At 60.8% G+C, this 13883-nt stretch carries 16 protein-coding genes; 8 read left to right on the forward strand and 8 right to left on the reverse strand.

Annotation, left to right across the window (positions count from 1 at the left end; translation table 11 throughout):
* Positions 1 to 11: 11 nt before the first annotated feature.
* Positions 12 to 734, reverse strand: coding sequence for a glycerophosphodiester phosphodiesterase (locus tag ACS5Q8_RS08135; RefSeq protein WP_247399974.1), 723 nt, complete (start codon positions 732 to 734; stop codon positions 12 to 14).
* A 44-nt stretch (positions 735 to 778) separates the two neighbouring features.
* Positions 779 to 1363 (reverse strand): PilZ domain-containing protein, encoded by a 585-nt coding sequence (locus ACS5Q8_RS08140; protein WP_276197050.1) that lies wholly within the window; start codon positions 1361 to 1363, stop codon positions 779 to 781.
* 94 nt (positions 1364 to 1457) lie between these two features.
* Here ACS5Q8_RS08140 and ACS5Q8_RS08145 point away from each other — a divergent pair, with 94 nt between their 5' ends.
* The 3 genes from ACS5Q8_RS08145 to ACS5Q8_RS08155 are packed head-to-tail and all read left to right on the forward strand — an operon-like array spanning position 1458 to position 4704.
* Positions 1458 to 2708, forward strand: coding sequence for a lipoprotein-releasing ABC transporter permease subunit (locus tag ACS5Q8_RS08145; RefSeq protein WP_247399978.1), 1251 nt, complete (start codon positions 1458 to 1460; stop codon positions 2706 to 2708).
* Positions 2709 to 2715: 7 nt separating this feature from the next.
* Positions 2716 to 3399 (forward strand): lipoprotein-releasing ABC transporter ATP-binding protein LolD, encoded by a 684-nt coding sequence (gene lolD, locus ACS5Q8_RS08150; RefSeq protein WP_017477213.1) that lies wholly within the window; start codon positions 2716 to 2718, stop codon positions 3397 to 3399.
* A 60-nt stretch (positions 3400 to 3459) separates the two neighbouring features.
* The gene (locus ACS5Q8_RS08155) at positions 3460 to 4704 is read left to right on the forward strand and encodes a lipoprotein-releasing ABC transporter permease subunit (protein WP_276197051.1); all 1245 of its coding nucleotides are present in this window, start codon (positions 3460 to 3462) and stop codon (positions 4702 to 4704) included.
* A 136-nt stretch (positions 4705 to 4840) separates the two neighbouring features.
* On the opposite strand, the gene ACS5Q8_RS08160 is transcribed toward ACS5Q8_RS08155, so the two are convergent.
* Both ACS5Q8_RS08160 and ACS5Q8_RS08165 read right to left on the reverse strand, forming a co-directional pair.
* Positions 4841 to 6196, reverse strand: coding sequence for a heavy metal sensor histidine kinase (locus ACS5Q8_RS08160; protein ID WP_465160357.1), 1356 nt, complete (start codon positions 6194 to 6196; stop codon positions 4841 to 4843).
* Positions 6193 to 6873 (reverse strand): heavy metal response regulator transcription factor, encoded by a 681-nt coding sequence (locus ACS5Q8_RS08165; RefSeq protein WP_253394144.1) that lies wholly within the window; start codon positions 6871 to 6873, stop codon positions 6193 to 6195. Before ACS5Q8_RS08165 ends, ACS5Q8_RS08160 begins: the two co-directional genes overlap by 4 nt.
* Before the next feature lie 156 nt (positions 6874 to 7029).
* Between ACS5Q8_RS08165 and copI the strand changes: the two genes are divergently transcribed.
* A complete protein-coding gene (gene copI, locus ACS5Q8_RS08170) occupies positions 7030 to 7569 on the forward strand; it encodes a copper-resistant cuproprotein CopI (protein ID WP_443697496.1) in 540 nt (179 codons plus the stop codon).
* Positions 7570 to 7655: 86 nt separating this feature from the next.
* The gene (gene queF, locus ACS5Q8_RS08175) at positions 7656 to 8486 is read left to right on the forward strand and encodes an NADPH-dependent 7-cyano-7-deazaguanine reductase QueF (protein WP_276197053.1); all 831 of its coding nucleotides are present in this window, start codon (positions 7656 to 7658) and stop codon (positions 8484 to 8486) included.
* Positions 8487 to 8624: 138 nt separating this feature from the next.
* On the opposite strand, the gene ACS5Q8_RS08180 is transcribed toward queF, so the two are convergent.
* Both ACS5Q8_RS08180 and pcrP read right to left on the reverse strand, forming a co-directional pair.
* Positions 8625 to 8891 carry a DUF4404 family protein gene (locus ACS5Q8_RS08180; protein ID WP_247402236.1) on the reverse strand — a complete coding sequence of 89 codons (267 nt, stop codon included), beginning with the start codon at positions 8889 to 8891 and terminating at the stop codon, positions 8625 to 8627.
* A 110-nt stretch (positions 8892 to 9001) separates the two neighbouring features.
* Complete coding sequence (pcrP, locus tag ACS5Q8_RS08185; RefSeq protein ID WP_276197054.1) at positions 9002 to 9610, reverse strand: HAD superfamily inactivated hydrolase PcrP; 609 nt, start codon at positions 9608 to 9610, stop codon at positions 9002 to 9004.
* 195 nt (positions 9611 to 9805) lie between these two features.
* On the opposite strand from pcrP, the gene ACS5Q8_RS08190 reads away from it, so the two are divergent.
* Positions 9806 to 10495, forward strand: coding sequence for an MlaA family lipoprotein (locus ACS5Q8_RS08190; protein ID WP_247402242.1), 690 nt, complete (start codon positions 9806 to 9808; stop codon positions 10493 to 10495).
* Positions 10496 to 10555: 60 nt separating this feature from the next.
* Here the strand turns inward: ACS5Q8_RS08190 and ACS5Q8_RS08195 are convergent, their stop codons facing one another.
* The gene (locus ACS5Q8_RS08195; protein ID WP_247402245.1) at positions 10556 to 10852 is read right to left on the reverse strand and encodes a PilZ domain-containing protein; all 297 of its coding nucleotides are present in this window, start codon (positions 10850 to 10852) and stop codon (positions 10556 to 10558) included.
* A 277-nt stretch (positions 10853 to 11129) separates the two neighbouring features.
* Here ACS5Q8_RS08195 and rssB point away from each other — a divergent pair, with 277 nt between their 5' ends.
* Both rssB and rssC read left to right on the forward strand, forming a co-directional pair.
* The gene (gene rssB, locus ACS5Q8_RS08200) at positions 11130 to 12311 is read left to right on the forward strand and encodes a two-component system response regulator RssB (protein ID WP_247402248.1); all 1182 of its coding nucleotides are present in this window, start codon (positions 11130 to 11132) and stop codon (positions 12309 to 12311) included.
* The gene (rssC, locus tag ACS5Q8_RS08205; RefSeq protein ID WP_017848891.1) at positions 12311 to 12793 is read left to right on the forward strand and encodes an anti-sigma factor antagonist RssC; all 483 of its coding nucleotides are present in this window, start codon (positions 12311 to 12313) and stop codon (positions 12791 to 12793) included. The genes rssB and rssC overlap by 1 nt, the downstream gene beginning before the upstream one ends.
* A gap of 124 nt (positions 12794 to 12917) precedes the next feature.
* On the opposite strand, the gene tal is transcribed toward rssC, so the two are convergent.
* On the reverse strand, positions 12918 to 13844 hold the full coding sequence (tal, locus tag ACS5Q8_RS08210) for a transaldolase (protein WP_247402250.1): 927 nt from the start codon (positions 13842 to 13844) through the stop codon (positions 12918 to 12920).
* Positions 13845 to 13883: the final 39 nt, after the last annotated feature.

The following is a 13883-nucleotide window of genomic DNA, read 5'->3' on the forward strand; positions in this document are numbered from 1 at the left end:
GGAGACCGATTTCAGTAATTCTCGAGGGTGGCAGTGGCCAAACCGGGAAAGTCTGTAATCAGGCTATCTACGCCGAAGTCGGCGAGCCTGCGCATCAGCGCAGGTTCGTTGACTGTCCACACCGACACGTGCAATCCCTGGCGCTGGGCTTTTTCCAGACGCTCGGGGGTACACAGCGTCCAGTTCAACGCCAGATACTCACAGCCGTAGTTTTGCGCGACCTTCAGCGGGTCGAGCCAGGCGTATTCGGCTACCAGCCCGCGCGACAGGTCCGGGGTGAGTTCCACGGCCGCTTTCAACACTTCCCGTGAGCTTGAGGTCACCGTGACCTTGTCCATGATGCCGAAACGCACGGCCATTTCCCGAATCGCCAGCACGGTGGTCGCGGCGCGGGTGCGCGAGGCGCTTTTGACTTCCAGTTGCCAGTGATCGAAGTCGCACTTTTCGAACAGCTCTTCCAGGCGCGGTATCGGGCAGGGGTTGACCCAGCCAGGGCCGCCTTTGCGTGCGTCCATCTTCATCAGGTCCGCTGCCGAATACTCGACGACTTTGCCGCGCCGGTCGGCGGTGCGCTTGAGGGTCGGGTCGTGGATGACCATCAGTTCGCCGTCCATGGACAGGTGCAAATCCAGTTCGCAACGGCGTACACCGTGCTTGAGGCACTGCTGGAAGCTGGTCAGGGTGTTTTCCGGTGCTTCGCCTTTGGCACCGCGGTGGCCGTAGATCAGGGTCACAGTTGCTCCTTTACGCCAGGTCGTCTGGCGGGGTGAATACGAATTCAGGTGTCTTGGTCGTCGCTCTGTTCCCGCGCCAGACGCCGTTCCTGCGCCTGTTTCTGCAGGATGTAGCGCGCCAGCAATTGGCGTTGGGCGTCGGTCATGGATTCGAATTCCGTGCCGATGGCAAACGCGGCGCCCTTGGCATCGCAATGGGTGACCCGGGCCCGCAGCAACAGGCCCAGCGCCTGGGGCATCAGCACCAGCTTGACCGCCAGGTGGGTACCGAGTGTCAGGGCGGTCGGGTGCTGGAAGTCGATGCCACCTTCGGAAATGATCACCGGCTGCGGGGCGCCGACTTCGTCCAGCAGGCCGCGCGCCATGATCTGGCTGAGCAGATCCAGGCGTTTGTTCTGGACTCTGAGGAGGGCGGCCAGGCTGCGATCTTTCTCGCTGAGCTGGCGCAACAGGTGCTGGGCTTCGAATTCGCTCAGGTGCAGTTCACTGAGCAGGTTGAACAGCGGCGAATCATCCAGTAGCACTTCCTTGCTCGCCGCTTCGGGGGCGGACAGGCTTTTGATTTGAAGTGCGATCATGTCGTCGATACGGTAGTATTCGCGGCGTTCTTCTTCATCTAATGTCGACATGGCGAACCCAAGGTAGCGGTAATGGTCTGAGTGTAAAGCTGCTTACCAGACCCCGCCACCGGGACGTCTTCTTTTCCTCCGAACAAGCCCCGACATGTTCAGACCTCTCTTCGTATTTATTGGCACGCGTTATACCCGTGCAAAGCGTCGCAATCATTTTGTGTCGTTCATTTCCTTGACCTCGATGATCGGTCTCGCCCTTGGCGTGGTCGTGATGATCGTGGTGCTGTCGGTGATGAACGGCTTCGATCATGAGATGCGCACCCGCGTGCTGGGCATGGTGCCCCACGCGACCATCGAGTCGGGTGAACCGATCAGCGACTGGCAAAGCCTGGCCGACAAGGTCAAGCAGAACCCCAAGGTCGTGGCCGTGGCACCGTTCACCCAGATGCAAGGGCTGCTGACGCATGATGGCAAGGTGCAGAAAATCCTGCTCAACGCCATCGACCCGGTTCAGGAGCGCAACGTCTCGATCATCGACAAGTTCATGCTGCAGGGCAAACTCGACGATCTGGCGCCCGGCAGCTTTGGCATCGTGATCGGCGACAAAGCCGCGGCCAAGCTCGGCGTGGGCATCGGCGACAAGCTGACCTTCGTCGCCCCGGAAGTCACCGTGACCCCGGCCGGCATGTTCCCGCGCATGAAACGCTTTACCGTGGTTGGCACCTTCCACGTCGGCGCCGGCGAGATCGACGGCTACCTTGGCCTGACCAACCTCACCGACCTCGCGCGCCTGCATCGCTGGAAGCCGGACCAGGTGCAGGGCCTGCGCCTGAAGTTCAACGACTTGTTCGACGCCCCGCGCGGCGCCTGGGAAATCGCCCAGCACCTGGGTGAAAGCCAGTTCTACGCCCGCGACTGGACCCGTACCCACGGCAACCTGTACCAGGCCATCCGCATGGAAAAAGCCATGATCGGCCTGCTGTTGCTGCTGATCGTCGCGGTGGCGGCCTTCAATATCATTTCCACACTGGTGATGGTGGTGAACGACAAGAAGGGTGACATCGCCATCCTGCGCACCCTGGGGGCCACGCCGGGGCAGATCATGGCGATCTTCATGGTGCAGGGTACGGTGATCGGCGTGGTCGGCACCTTGATCGGCACCGCAGTGGGCATTCTGGCTGCGCTCAATGTCAGCGCGGCCATCGCTGGCCTCGAAACCCTGATCGGCCACAAGTTTCTCAACGCCGACGTCTACTTCATCGACTACTTGCCGTCCCAGGTTCAGGCCCAGGACGTGCTGATGGTGGGCGGCGCCGCGTTGGTCCTGAGTTTCCTTGCCACCCTGTATCCAGCCTGGCGCGCGGCACGTACCCAGCCAGCACAGGCCTTACGTTATGAGTGAATCGGGCATGAGTGAAAAAGCAATCCTGAGCTGCCGCAACCTAGGCAAATCCTACGAGGAAGGCCCGGAATCGGTAGTGGTGTTGTCCAACCTGCAACTTGAGCTGCACCCCGGCGAGCGCGTGGCGATCGTTGGCAGTTCCGGTTCCGGCAAAAGTACCTTGCTCAACCTGTTGGGCGGCCTTGATACGCCGTCCCAGGGCAGCGTGTGGCTGGCCGGCGAAGAGCTGTCGGCCCTCGGTGAAAAGGCCCGTGGCCAACTGCGTAACCGTTCGTTGGGCTTCGTGTACCAGTTCCACCATCTGTTGCCGGAGTTCACCGCTCTGGAAAACGTGTGCATGCCGCTGCTGATCGGCAAGACCGCGATCCCGGAGGCGCGCCAGCGTGCCAAGGCCTTACTGGAGCGCGTCGGCCTCGGTCACCGCTTGGAGCACAAACCGGCCGAATTGTCCGGTGGTGAGCGCCAGCGTGTGGCGATTGCCCGTGCGCTGGTGAACAACCCGGGCCTGGTGATGCTCGACGAGCCGACCGGCAACCTCGACTCCCACACTGCCCAGGGCATCAAGGACTTGATGCTGGAACTGAGCACCCAGATGCGCACCGCGTTCCTGGTGGTGACCCATGACATGAGCATGGCCCGGCAGATGGACCGCGTATTGCACCTGCAGGAAGGTCATCTGGTCGCCATCTGACCTGTTTCAAGCCCGGGGCATGACGCCGGGCTTTTTCATTTTTTCAGGCGGTGCACGCGAATGTTCAGACCGTTATCGATTTTCATCGGCATGCGCTATACCCGCGCCAAGCGCCGCAACCGTTTTGTTTCGTTTATCTCGATGACCTCGATGATCGGCCTCGCCCTGGGCGTGCTGGCGATGATCGTGGTGTTGTCGGTGATGAATGGCTTTCAACGCGAAATGAGCTCGCGCATCCTCGGCATGGTGCCTCACGCCACCGTCGTCGGTGTGAAGCCGATCGACGATTGGCAGCCGGTAGCCGCCGCCGCGATGAAGAATCCCGAAGTGACCGCCGCAGTACCGTTCACGCAGATGGACGGCATGTTCTCCTACAAGGGCGCGATGCAGCCGATCGAGATCAGCGGCGTCGACCCGGCCCAGGAAGGCAAGGTGTCGATCGTGGCCCAGCATATCGTGCAGGGCAAACTCGAAGACTTGAAGCCCGGTGAGTTCGGCGTGGTGGTCGGCGAAATCACCGCACGGCGCTTTCGCCTGAACGTGGGCGACAAGCTGACCCTGATTGTCCCGGAAATCAGCAGCGCGCCGGGCGGCATTACCCCGCGCATGCAGCGTTTGAACGTGGTCGGTATCTTCAAGGTCGGCGCCGAGTTGGACGGCTCCATGGCGTTGATCCATATGGCCGACGCCGCAGAAATTCAGCATTGGCAGCCGAACCAGGTGCAGAGCGTGCGCCTGGCGGTGAAGGACTTGTATGCGGCGCCCAAGGTCTCGGCGGACATCGCCGCCAGCCTCGGTGCGGCCTACAAGGCGGATGACTGGACCCACACCCAGGGCAGCCTGTTCAGCGCGATGAAGATGGAAAAAACCATGATCGGCCTGCTGTTGCTGATGATCGTCGCGGTAGCGGCGTTCAACATCATCGCCACGCTGATCATGGTGGTGAACGACAAGGGCGCGGACATCGCGATCCTGCGTACCATCGGCGCCACGCCACGGCAGATCATGGCGATCTTCATGGTGCAGGGCACGGTGATCGGTATCGTCGGCACCCTGATCGGCGGCGTGCTGGGGGTGATTGCGGCGCTGAACGTCAGTGAACTGGTGGGGTGGCTGGAGCGGGTGAGCGGGCAGCATATCTTCAGTTCGGACGTGTATTTCGTCAGCAACCTGCCCTCGCAATTGCAGGGTGGGGATGTGCTGCTGATTTGCTCGGCCGGGTTTGTGTTGAGCTTTTTGGCGACGATTTACCCGGCGTATCGGGCGGCGAAGATTGAGCCGGCGCATGCCCTCAGGTATTCGTAGGATTTAAGACCGCTATCGGGAGCAAGTCGAATCGTCGCACCGCCCCTCGCACATTTTGAAGGTGTTCACAGATCAAAATGTGGGAGGGGCGGTGCGACGATTCGACTTGCCCCCGATAGCGCCAACACAGCTTGCATCAAACTCCCCGTGGCAACTCGATCACAAACCGCGTCCACCCCGGCTCAGACTCGCAATAAATCCGCCCCCCATGCGCCCGCACAATCGACTGGGTAATCGCCAACCCCAGCCCCGCATGCTCGCTGCTGCCTTCATGGCGCGCCGGGTCGGCCCGGTAGAAGCGGTCGAACAACCTCGGTAACACGTCCGCCGGGATGCCTTCCCCGCTGTTCTCCACCGTCAGCGTCACGCCGTGTGCCCCTTCCGTCAGATGCACCCGCACCTCGCCGCCCGCCGGAGTAAAGCGCAGCGCGTTATCCAACAGGTTCGACAATGCCCGGCGCAACATGCCGCGATCGCCAGTGGTGTGGGCCATACCCTCGCGCACCAGGCTGACGTGCGCGTCTTCCGCCAGCAAGACGAAGAACTCCAGTAGCGCGTCCACTTCATCCGCCAGCTTCAACGGTTCGCGCGTGGGCGCCAGCAGCCCGTGATCGGCCTTGGCCAGGTACAACATGTCGTTCACCAGTTGCGCCATCCATTGCAGCTCTTCCAGGTTGCTGTGCAGCGCCTCGCGGTAATCCTCCAGCGGGCGCGGCTGGGTGAGGATGACTTGGGTGTGGGTCAACAGGTTCGACAGGGGGGTGCGCAGTTCGTGGGCGATATCGGCGGAGAACGCCGAGAGGCGTTGGAACGCGTCGTCCAGTCGGCCCAGCATGGCGTTGAAGGCTTGGGCCAGTTCTGCCAGTTCCACCGGCATACCCTGCTCGGGCAAACGCTGGGTCAGGGAATGGGCCGACACGCCGGCCGCCACTTCGCCCATGCGCCGCAACGGCCGCAGCCCGCTGCGCGCTGCCCAGGCGCCGAGCAGCGCGGTGGCCAGGGCCGAGAGGCTGACCGTGAGCCAGATCAAATGCTGCATGCGTTGCAGGAAGTGCTGGTGGTGGGTGATGTCGAGCATCAGGCTCAGTTGCGGCGAGTCGGGTTGGCCCGGCCTTAACGGCGCGTTGTACACGCGGTAGTCGGTGCCGGCGTTCTGCAGGCCGTGCAGGCCAGGCGATTCGGGCAGGCTGATGTTCGGTGCGCCGTCAAACCAGCGCTGGCCGGCGGCGGTGATGCGTAATGCGAGGTCAGGCTGGCGATTGAGTTCGGCGCGCAGTTGCGCTTCGCGTTGGGCGAATAATTGCAGCGAGTCGACGCCCAGCAAGGTGCTGCGCAGCGCCACCAGTTTGCTCTCGAGCAGTTGCTGGTCCAGTTCGACAAAATGCGCCTCGCTGGCCCGGTTGAACAGCACGCCGGCGAGCAACGAGACCACGGCGGTGCAGGCCGCAAACAGCAGGGCCAGGCGGCTGCTCAGGGACAGGTGCTTGATCAACTGCATCGTTCCTCCAGCACATAACCCATACCGCGCACGGTGTGGATCAGCTTATTGGGGAAGTTGTCGTCGACTTTCAGGCGCAGTCGGCGGATCGCCACTTCGATGATGTTGGTGTCGCTGTCGAAGTTCATGTCCCACACCTGGGACGCGATCAGCGACTTGGGCAGCACTTCGCCCTGGCGCCGCAGTAGCAGTTCGAGCAAGGCGAATTCCTTGGCGGTGAGGTCGATGCGCTGGCCGTCGCGTTCGACGCGGCGGCGGATCAGGTCCAGGCGCAGGTCGGCCAGTTGCAGGGCGGTTTCCTGCGGTGCGCTGCTGCCACGGCGCAACAGGCTGCGCACCCGTGCGAGCAGTTCGGAAAAGGCGAACGGCTTGACCAGGTAGTCGTCGGCGCCCAGTTCCAGGCCGTGTACGCGGTCTTCCACGGCGTCGCGGGCGGTGAGAAACAGCACCGGGATGTCGAGTCCGGCGCTGCGCACGGCCTGGAGGATCTGCCAACCATCGCGGCCGGGCAGCATCACATCGAGGATCAGCAGGTCGTAGTCGCCGGTCAGCGCCAAGTGTTGGCCGCTGGTGCCGTCGGCCACCAGTTCGGTGGTAAAGCCGGCCTCGGCCAGGCCTTGGCGCAGGTACTGGCCGGTTTTGGGTTGGTCTTCGACGATCAGCAGTTTCATGGGCAGCTCTTGGCGGCGGGTCACGTCGGACTTTATACCGTGGTGGCCAGGGGAGGGGCGCAACCTGACAAAGTTGTAATCTAGCAGTCAGCTAGCTGGCAGGGGTGCAATCTTAGAGTGGTCCTCAGACCGATCCCACACCTTTGGAGAATTGAGATGGCATTGCGTACCCCCCTGTTGTTGGCAGGCTGCCTGTTGGCGTTGAGTGTCGGGGCAATGGCTGACACGGCCCACACCTATGCATTCGGCCAGCCGGCATCTGCCGATAAGGCCACGCGCACCGTGGAAGTGGTGCTGCAGGATATGTCCTTTTCGCCCAAGTCCCTGGATGTGAAGGCCGGTGAGACCGTGCGTTTTGTGCTGGTCAACAAAGGCCAGTTGCTCCACGAGTTCAACCTGGGCGATGCGGCCATGCATGCTGAGCATCAGAAGCAAATGATGCAGATGCAGTCGAGCGGCATGCTGAACGCCACCGGTATGGGCAAGATGGACCACGGCGCCATGGACCACGGTGCTATGGCCAGCATGGGCAATATGGGCGGGATGAAGCACGATGACCCCAACAGCGTACTGGTAGAACCCGGTAAAACCGCCGAATTGACCTGGACGTTCACCAAGGCCTCCGGCCTTGAGTTTGCCTGCAATATTCCCGGGCATTACCAGGCGGGCATGGTCGGCAAGCTCAACGTCCATTGAGCCTGCGAGGGCGCGCGTGCTGTGTTTCTTAGGGGCGGGGGCAAAGGCTGGTAGAATGGTCGGGTTTATTTAGCCAGGTTTCCGCCATGCATCCCGCAGCCGAACATTCGCCGCTGGGCAAGTCCAGTGAATACATCAGCACCTACACCCCCTCGTTGCTGTTCCCGATCCCGCGCGCCGCGAAATGGGCCGAACTGGGCCTGAGCGCCGAGACCCTGCCTTACAAGGGCGTGGATTTCTGGAACTGCTTCGAACTGTCCTGGCTGCTGCCGTCGGGCAAGCCGGTGGTGGCCATCGGTGAGTTCAGCATTGCGGCCGACTCGCCGAATATCATCGAGTCCAAGTCCTTCAAGCTGTACCTCAACTCACTGAACCAGACCGCGTTTGCCGATACGCAAAGCCTGGAGGCGACGTTGCGCACCGACCTCAGCGCTGCTGCCGGCAAGCCGGTGGGCGTGCGCATCCGCAGCCTGGCCGAGGTTGAGGCCGAAGGCGTGGTGACGTTGCCGGGGGTGTGCATCGATGACCTGGATATCAGCGTCAGCAACTACGAACACCCGCGTCCGGAACTGCTGCGTTGCGATGACTCGCGCATTGTCGAGGAGAGCGTGCACAGCCACCTGCTCAAATCCAACTGCCCGGTCACCAGCCAGCCCGATTGGGGCAGCGTGGCGGTGCAATACCGCGGCGCACAACTGGATCACGCCAGCCTGCTGGAATACCTGGTGAGCTTTCGCCAGCACTCGGACTTCCATGAACAGTGCGTGGAGCGGATCTTCCTGGACTTGCAGCGCTTGCTGAAACCGGAGAAGTTGACGGTGTTTGCGCGCTATGTGCGGCGGGGTGGGCTGGATATCAACCCGTATCGCAGTACTGAGGATGTGGAGTTCCAAAACCTGCGCCTGGCGCGCCAGTAACCTTTACACAAACAAAAAATGTGGGAGGGGGCTTGCCCCCGATAGCGGAGTGTCAGTCACAGTCTCTGTGCCTGACCCACTGCAATCGGGGGCAAGCCCCCTCCTACCTGTTGGTTCTGTGCTTGGCTTGGGCTCGGGTTAAATGCCGATGTTGCCCAAGGTGATCACAATATTGCGCAACGTCCCGGCAATGCCCGGATGGTCCAACTCGAAACTTTCTACCGCCCGGTTCACATCATCAGCGATGCTCGGCGGCTGAGTGGCCGGTTCCAGTTCAAGTTGCACTTCAAACTTGGCAAGCAAGGCTTCCAGCGCTTCACGTTTTTCGGACGGCAGCGGTGGTTCTTGTTCCAGTTGCTCGCGCAGGATGTTGACCTGTTCTTGCAGTTTTTCGCGGGCAGGCATGGTGTTCTTCCTTTTATCGATAGGCACTGGCGTAGACCACGGCACGCCGAGAAAGGTCTACGAGAGGAGCTGTAGATTAATCTACCGGCGCCGTCTGTGCATGATCTCAATCAGGGCTTTTCGCCTTTGAGCTGGCGCAGGCTGATGTCCGCCAAGCAGGTACCGAGCTCGCCGAGGTGATCGATCACCGAATGCACCCCCAACCCATACAGCGCCACGGTGGCCTTGCCGCGTTTGTATTCGCGCTGTTGCTCGGTCAGTGCCTGCCATTGCTCTGGCGCCAGGCCGCACAGCGAACCGCAGGACGCCAGGCCGATAGTCCACAGCCCAGCGTTCAGGCCCGATTGCAGCAGGCGCGGCTCGCCGCTGACCAGTACGCAGCCTTCCAGGCGTTCGATGTTCAATTCCATCAAGGCTTGCCAGCACGCATGGGGCGCGGGCCAGCGGATGGAAGACGGTGACGTCGCCTTGAGCCAGTCGGGCAGCGCAGCGGCCAGCGGGGTTGTCACCGAGGGCGGCAGCTCATCCAGCCAGGCGCAGGGCACGCCTTGTTCCTTGAGGCTGCGCAGGCTCTTCAATGCTCCTGGCGTGGCCTCGGAATGCGGGGAGGGTGAATCGGTGCGCGCCTGGGAACCAAAATCCACCAGGCAGCCACTCAGGCCAAACAACACGGCGGTCAAGGTGGGGGCAGTGGCGATGGCAATCTCGGCGTGAGGCATTTCGACATCCCTGAAATAGCTGTGACGCTATCGGGGTGGTGTGACAAGTCGATGACACTCTCGAGTAATTGTAGGAATTTTGTACATTTTCTGTATGTCGTTTCTTGGCAGATGCCTAAAAGGACACTTCCGTCATATACTGGCGCCTTATTCAGGGCATAGCGCCCATGACAGACTATTCAAGGAGCAAAAGCTATGCGCTGGAGCCACTACTTCGCTCAGCTTTCGGTGTGTGCCACTGTCCTGCTGGCCCCTTTCGCCGTAAACGCTGCGTCGGAAGATGATCCATGGGAAAGCGTCAACCGCCCGATCTTTACGTTCAACGACACCGTTGATACCTACGCCCTAAAACCATTGGCCCAAGGCTATCAGTTTGTGACCCCGCAATTCGTGCAGGACGGCGTTCACAACTTCTTCCGCAATATCGGCGATGTCGGCAACCTGGCCAACAACGTGCTGCAACTCAAGCCGCACGCCGCCGGTGTGGATACAGCCCGCCTGTTGATGAACACCACCTTCGGCGTGCTGGGCTTCGTCGACGTAGGCACCAAAATGGGGCTGCAACGCAGCGATGAAGACTTCGGCCAGACCCTCGGTTACTGGGGCGTGCGCAGCGGTCCTTACGTGATGCTGCCACTGCTGGGTCCAAGCACCTTGCGCGACGCGCCGTCCAAATACGTGGACAGCTACACCCAACCGTACCGCTACATGAACGACATCGGCTGGCGCAACAGCACCTTTGGCCTGAACATTGTCGACACCCGTGCCAGCCTGCTCGACAGCGAGAAGCTGATCACCGGCGACAAGTACACCTTCATTCGCAACGCCTACCTGCAGAACCGCGAGTTCAAGGTCAAGGATGGGAAGGTCGTCGACGACTTCTAAGTCGAGACGTCTTGAAACGAAAAAAGGCGACCGCGTGGTCGCCTTTTTTGTGCGCGGGTATTAGCGCATTTTCAGGATCTTCAGTCCCAAATGTTGTTTATCGCCCTCGTTCTTCGCCCATACCACCTGGGTGTCCGCTTCCAGGCCCGTGAGGGCGGCATGTTCTGACTCGATGCGCACGGTCAGCAGGTCGCCCACGGTGAACTGGCGAGGTGCCTGCACTTGCATGCCGGAGCTGGAAAGGTCCACGCAAACCCCGTCAATTTCCTGCCCGGCGTGGATCAAAGAGACATCGGCATCCACTCGCATGCGGATGAAATCGCGCTTTTCAGCGTAGTCGCGCTCGTGTTCGCTCACAGCTTCCATCCTTACTTTGTGTTGTGGTGGTGGCTGTTCTTATAACTCCCTGTGATTTGCGATGTAAAGACGCCCGGCGACCATCGGCATGAGCTTGAAACCCCTGGCGGATGGGAGTACCGTCTGCGCCTTAGAAGGGCACCTCTGCTTTACAGTTGTGCGTGGGCAAAAAGCCTATGCTTTGTAGGACAGAGAGGCTAGAAAGCGAATCCAGTAGCGTGAGCACGGCCATTGCCGAGCCGCCTACGCCAACCTAATTCTGGCGCCGTTTGCCCACATGCCAAAAACCAGTGCCACGCTGCTGATAATCGATGACGACGAAGTAGTGCGCGCAAGCCTTGCGGCCTATTTGGAAGACAGTGGCTTCAGCGTCCTGCAGGCCAGCAATGGCCAACAGGGTCTCCAGGTATTCGAGCGCGATAAGCCCGACCTCGTGATCTGCGATCTGCGCATGCCCCAGATGGGCGGCCTCGAGCTGATTCGCCAGGTGACCGAGCTTGCTCCGCAGACGCCGGTGATTGTCGTGTCCGGTGCCGGGGTGATGAATGATGCCGTCGAGGCCCTGCGCCTGGGCGCCGCCGACTACCTGATCAAGCCCCTGCAAGACCTGGCGGTGCTGGAGCACTCGGTGCGCCGTGCCCTGGATCGGGCACGCCTACTGGTGGAAAACCAGCGCTACCGCGAAAAGCTCGAAACCGCCAACCGCGAACTCGAAGCCAGCCTGAACCTGCTCCAGGAAGACCAGAACGCCGGTCGCCAGGTGCAGATGAACATGCTGCCGGTCAGCCCGTGGACCATCGATGAATTCAAGTTCGCGCACCAGATCATCCCGTCGCTGTACCTGTCGGGTGATTTTGTCGACTATTTCCGCGTAGACGAGCGGCGGGTTGCGTTCTACCTGGCCGACGTGTCCGGCCATGGTGCATCCTCGGCGTTTGTCACCGTGTTGTTGAAGTTTATGACCACACGGCTGTTGTTCGAATCCAAGCGCAGTGGCACCTTGCCGGAATTCACCCCCTCCCAGGTGCTGGGCCACATCAACCGAGGCCTGATCAGCTGCAAGCTGGGCAAGCACGTGACGATGGTGGGCGGCGTGATTGATGAAGAAACCGGTCTTTTGACCTACAGCATCGGCGGTCACCTGCCGATGCCGGTTTTGTACACTCCTGACAGTGTGCGCTACCTGGAAGGGCGTGGTCTGCCCGTCGGCTTGTTCAATGAAGCCACCTACGAAGACCACATCCTGGAGCTGCCGCCGACCTTCAGCCTGACGCTGATGTCCGACGGTATCCTGGACCTTCTTCCAGAGCCTACACTCAAAGAGAAAGAAGCCGCCTTGCCCCAACGGGTCAAGTCGGCGGGCGGCAGCCTGGATGGTCTGCGGCAGGTTTTTGGATTGGCCACGCTAGGTGAGATGCCGGATGATATCGCCCTATTGGTGTTGAGCAGGAATCTTTGATGAGTACCGGAAGAATCCAATTCGCCGAGCAAGACGGGACCTTCGTCCTGAAGTTTGTCGGTGAAGTGCGCCTGACCTTGTGTTCGGCGCTGGATGCAACGATTGAGCGGATTTTCACAGCACTGAATTTCTCGGCGATCGTGATCGATCTGACCGAAACCCGCAGCATCGATAGCACCACCCTTGGGTTATTGGCCAAGTTGTCCATTCTGTCTCGGCAGAAGGTCGGCCTGTTGCCCACCGTCGTCACCACCCACGAAGACATCACCCGTCTGCTGCAGTCCATGGGCTTCGATCAAGTGTTCAACATCGTTGACCGCCCGATCCCCTGCCCGGAGTGCCTGACCGACCTGCCGTCCCAGGACCAATCCGAGGAAATCGTGCGGATCAAGGTGCTGGAAGCGCACAAAATCCTGATGGGCTTGAACGAGTCCAATCGCGAAGCCTTCCACGACCTCGTCAACGCCCTCGAACGCCACTGACCGCCCTGTTGGAATGCACTCCCAGTGTGGGAGGGGGCAAGCCCGCTCCCACATTTGACCGAGTTCCTAACTGAAAAAAAGGGCGGCACCCTCACAGGTGCCGCCCTTTTTGCTGCCGCCGCTTTTACAGCTTGGCAGACAACAACGCTTCGAGCTTCTCTTGATCCCGAGCAAACTGACGAATCCCCTCGGCCAGCTTCTCAGTCGCCATCGCATCTTCGTTGGACTCCCAACGGAACTGCGCTTCAGTCAGATGCACCCGCGCTTCACCGGCATGGCCTGGCGACAGCTTGCGCTCCAGCTTGCCGGTATCGGCCGCCAGTTTCTCCAGCAGGTCCGGGCTGATCGTCAGGCGATCACAGCCGGCCAACTCTTCGATCTGGCTCAGGTTGCGGAAGCTCGCACCCATCACCACGGTTTTGTAGTCATTGGCCTTGTAGTAGTTGTAGATGCGCGTCACCGATTGCACGCCGGGATCATCGGCGCCGGTGTAGTCGTTGCCGTTGGCTTTCTTGTACCAGTCGTAGATACGGCCCACGAACGGCGAAATCAGGAACACACCCGCTTCGGCACAGGCCACGGCCTGGGCGAAGGAGAACAGCAGGGTCAGGTTGGTCTGGATGCCTTCTTTTTCCAGCTTCTCCGCCGCGCGGATACCTTCCCAGGTGGAAGCGATCTTGATCAGTACGCGATCACGGCCAACCCCGGCTTTGTCGTACAGGTCGATCAGACGGTGCGCGCGCTTGAGTACGGCGTCAGTGTCGAACGACAGGCGTGCATCCACCTCGGTGGAGATACGGCCGGGCACCACTTTCAAGATTTCTTGACCCACCGCCACCGCAAAACGGTCACTGGCCAGGCCAACATCACCGTTGCAGTCCTTCACGCATTCATCCAGCAACTTGGCATAGCCCGGAATCGACGCGGCCTTGAGCAGCAGGGAAGGGTTGGTGGTGGCATCTTGCGGCTTGAGATTGGCGAGGGCCGCGAAATCGCCGGTATCGGCGACGACGGTAGTGAACTGTTTGAGTTGTTCCAGCTTGGAAGTCATGGGCGTGCTCTGTCCTATGGGTCTGATGACATTACCCGA

The organism is Pseudomonas sp. PAMC25584 (assembly GCF_058135675.1).

Excerpts from the sequence above, each read along its gene's own strand:
- ACS5Q8_RS08140 (WP_276197050.1), bottom strand. The coding sequence starts at position 1,363 with ATGTCGACATTAGATGAAGAAGAACGCCGCGAATACTACCGTATCGAC.
- ACS5Q8_RS08145 (WP_247399978.1), top strand. The coding sequence starts at position 1,458 with ATGTTCAGACCTCTCTTCGTATTTATTGGCACGCGTTATACCCGTGCA.
- lolD (WP_017477213.1), top strand. The coding sequence starts at position 2,716 with ATGAGTGAAAAAGCAATCCTGAGCTGCCGCAACCTAGGCAAATCCTAC.
- ACS5Q8_RS08155 (WP_276197051.1), top strand. The coding sequence starts at position 3,460 with ATGTTCAGACCGTTATCGATTTTCATCGGCATGCGCTATACCCGCGCC.
- ACS5Q8_RS08165 (WP_253394144.1), bottom strand. The coding sequence starts at position 6,873 with ATGAAACTGCTGATCGTCGAAGACCAACCCAAAACCGGCCAGTACCTG.
- copI (WP_443697496.1), top strand. The coding sequence starts at position 7,030 with ATGGCATTGCGTACCCCCCTGTTGTTGGCAGGCTGCCTGTTGGCGTTG.
- queF (WP_276197053.1), top strand. The coding sequence starts at position 7,656 with ATGCATCCCGCAGCCGAACATTCGCCGCTGGGCAAGTCCAGTGAATAC.
- ACS5Q8_RS08180 (WP_247402236.1), bottom strand. The coding sequence starts at position 8,891 with ATGCCTGCCCGCGAAAAACTGCAAGAACAGGTCAACATCCTGCGCGAG.
- pcrP (WP_276197054.1), bottom strand. The coding sequence starts at position 9,610 with ATGCCTCACGCCGAGATTGCCATCGCCACTGCCCCCACCTTGACCGCC.
- ACS5Q8_RS08190 (WP_247402242.1), top strand. The coding sequence starts at position 9,806 with ATGCGCTGGAGCCACTACTTCGCTCAGCTTTCGGTGTGTGCCACTGTC.
- rssB (WP_247402248.1), top strand. The coding sequence starts at position 11,130 with ATGCCAAAAACCAGTGCCACGCTGCTGATAATCGATGACGACGAAGTA.
- rssC (WP_017848891.1), top strand. The coding sequence starts at position 12,311 with ATGAGTACCGGAAGAATCCAATTCGCCGAGCAAGACGGGACCTTCGTC.
- tal (WP_247402250.1), bottom strand. The coding sequence starts at position 13,844 with ATGACTTCCAAGCTGGAACAACTCAAACAGTTCACTACCGTCGTCGCC.